The sequence below is a fragment of the Dietzia timorensis genome (assembly GCF_020742175.1).
Lineage (GTDB): Bacteria > Actinomycetota > Actinomycetes > Mycobacteriales > Mycobacteriaceae > Dietzia > Dietzia timorensis_A.
Genome location: NZ_DYXM01000030.1, coordinates 1 through 2684 on the forward strand (window position 1 = coordinate 1; position 2684 = coordinate 2684).

Here is a 2684-nt window from a genome sequence, read left to right on the forward strand (position 1 = left end):
GTTAGGCCTCGACCCGGGTTTCGCGGTCGCGGGGCTCGTCGCCGCCCGCCCGGTAGCTGCGGAATTCGCCGAAGCCGAGGGCCGAGGCCGCGGTGCCTGCAAGCACGAGGATCCCGCCGCCGATGACGGTCGGGGCCGGGCCGAACATTGCGCCCGCGTAGCCGTGCGACCAGTCCCCCATTCGCGGCCCACCTGCGACGACGATATAAAACGCGGCCTGGAGGCGACCGCGCATGTCTTCGTTGGCGGCCGAGAGCAGGATCGCCTGGCGGATGGCCGAGGAGATGAGGTCGGCGGCACCGCCGACCGCGAGGCAGGCGACGGCAAGTGCAAGCAGGAAACGCGCGTGCTCGCCTGGTCTCGCGAGAGCCACGACGACGCCGAACGCGACGACCGCGAGGCCCCACACGGCAACCGCCCACAGCACGGCCGCGCCGTGGCGCCGGACGCGAGAGACCCAGCCCGAGAACACCCCGCCGATCAGCGCGCCGGCGGCCATCGAGGCATAGAGGAGACCGAGCGCGACGCCGCCGGTCGAAGGATCGCCGAAATGTTCGTGCGCGATCTGCGGGAACAGGGCGCGGGCCATGCCGAAGACCATCGCCACGAGATCGACGACGTACGAAGCGAGTAGAACGCGCTGGGTGGCGAGGTAGGCGAAGCCGTCGATCACCGAGCGAAGCCCCGGGACCTTCGCCGTCGATTCCGGCGGCAGCGCGGGCAGGCCGAACACGGCCCACAGCGTGGCGAACATCGCCACCGTGTCGATGAGGTAGAGCATGTCGAGCCCGAGGACCGGGATGAGTGCACCGGCGAGCACAGGCCCGGCCACAGCTCCGAAGGAGAGCACCGTGGTGTTGAGAGCCGCCGCGGCGGGCAGGAGGTGCCCCGGCAACAGCTTCGGAAGTATCGCCGTGCGCGTGGGCTGGCCGATGGAGAAGAACGACTGCTGGACGGCGAGAAGCGCGAGGACGATCCACACGTTCTCGTTGCCGAGGAACGCCTGTAGGAACAGCCCGAACGTCGTGACGATGAGACCGGCCGTGGCGATGGCGAGCAGGGTGCGGCGGTCCATCGAATCCGCCAGCGCCCCGCCCCACAGTCCGAACACGATGAGCGGAGCGAGGGCCACGAGACCCGCGAGCCCCACGTACGCCGAACTTCCGGTGATCTCGTAGATCTGCTGCGGAACAGCGACGATGGAAAGCTGTGCCCCGACGACCGTCACGATCTGCGCAGTGAACAGCCGACGATAGGCCGGCGTGCGCAACGGGCGAGTGTCGGCAAAAATACCGCGAATCCCTGCCACAATGGACCAATATTAGGCCTGGGGCGGTATGAGAGGACCATTTGCCTCGCCCCGGGTCGTATTGTCTAAGGGCACGGTTACAACTTTTCGTTCCGTCACCAATAACTCTCGCCATGTCAGGAGGCATCACGACCTTGACTTCTCCCGCGTCGTCCACCCCCTCACCCACCTCTGCAGGAGGCGAAGGGAGCGCAGTCATCGTCCTCGCCGCCGGCGCGGGCACGAGGATGAAGAGCGCGATCCCGAAGATGCTGCACCCCGTCGGCGGGCGCACGATGCTCGCGCACGCGATGCACGCCGCCGCCGGCACCGGAGCCGGGCGCATCGTCGTGGTCGTCGGGCACCAGCGCGACAAGGTCGAGCCCGCCGCCCTCGCCGAGGCGGAGGCGCTGGGGGTCCCCGTGGACACCGCGGTGCAGGTGGAGCAGAACGGCACCGGCGATGCGGTGCGCGCGGGCCTCGAGGCGCTGCCCGAGGATTTTCACGGCAACATCGTGGTGACCACGTCCGATGTTCCGCTGCTCGACGCGCAGACCTTGACGAACCTGCTCGAGGTGCACAGCGAGGAGCCTCCCGCCGCGGTGACGGTGCTGTCCTCCACCGCCGACGACCCCACCGGCTACGGCCGCATCGTGCGGGATGACGACGGCGGTGTGCAGCGCATCGTGGAGCACAAGGATGCCACCGAGCTCGAACGACAGATCGACGAGGTGAACTCCGGTGTGTACGCGTTCTCCGCGGACCTGCTTCGCACCGCGCTCGGCCAGCTGACGATGAACAACTCGCAGGGCGAGCTCTACCTCACCGATGTCATCGAGATCGCGCGCGATTCGGGTCGGCTCGTGCGCGGGCACCGCGCCCAGGATGCCGCGGTCGTCGCCGGGGTCAACGACCGTGTTCAGCTCGCCGCGCTCGGCGCCGAGCTCAACCGGCGGGTGTGCGAGAAGTGGATGAGGGCCGGCGCGACCATCGTCGACCCGAATTCCACGTGGATCGACGTCACATGTGAGCTGACCGGACAGGACGTGACCGTGCTCCCGGGCGTGCAGCTTTATGGCACCACGAGCATCGGCGGCGAGACGGTGATCGGCCCGGATTCGACGCTGCGGGACACCTCCGTAGCCGAGGGCGCGGTCGTCGAGCGGACGCACGCGCGCGAGGCAACGATCGGGGCCGGAGCCCACGTCGGCCCGTTCGCCTACCTGCGCCCGGAGGCCGAACTCGGCGAGGAGTCCAAGGTCGGCACGTTCGTGGAGATCAAGAAATCGCAGATCGGCAACGGTTCGAAGGTGCCGCACCTCACCTACGTCGGGGATGCGACGATCGGCGAGAACTCCAACATCGGCGCCTCGAGCGTGTTCGTCAATTATGACGG

2 protein-coding genes are annotated in these 2684 nt (G+C 68.4%); one reads left to right on the forward strand and one right to left on the reverse strand.

All coding sequences use genetic code 11. From position 1 onward, the window contains the following. Nucleotide 1: 1 nt before the first annotated feature. The gene (locus K8V11_RS01535; protein ID WP_303910450.1) at nucleotides 2-1309 is read right to left on the reverse strand and encodes an MFS transporter; all 1308 of its coding nucleotides are present in this window, start codon (nucleotides 1307-1309) and stop codon (nucleotides 2-4) included. Between the two features lie 227 nt (nucleotides 1310-1536). Between K8V11_RS01535 and glmU the strand changes: the two genes are divergently transcribed. Next, the coding region (gene glmU, locus K8V11_RS01540) for a bifunctional UDP-N-acetylglucosamine diphosphorylase/glucosamine-1-phosphate N-acetyltransferase GlmU (protein WP_303910451.1) at nucleotides 1537-2684 on the forward strand (1148 nt) is incomplete at its 3' end.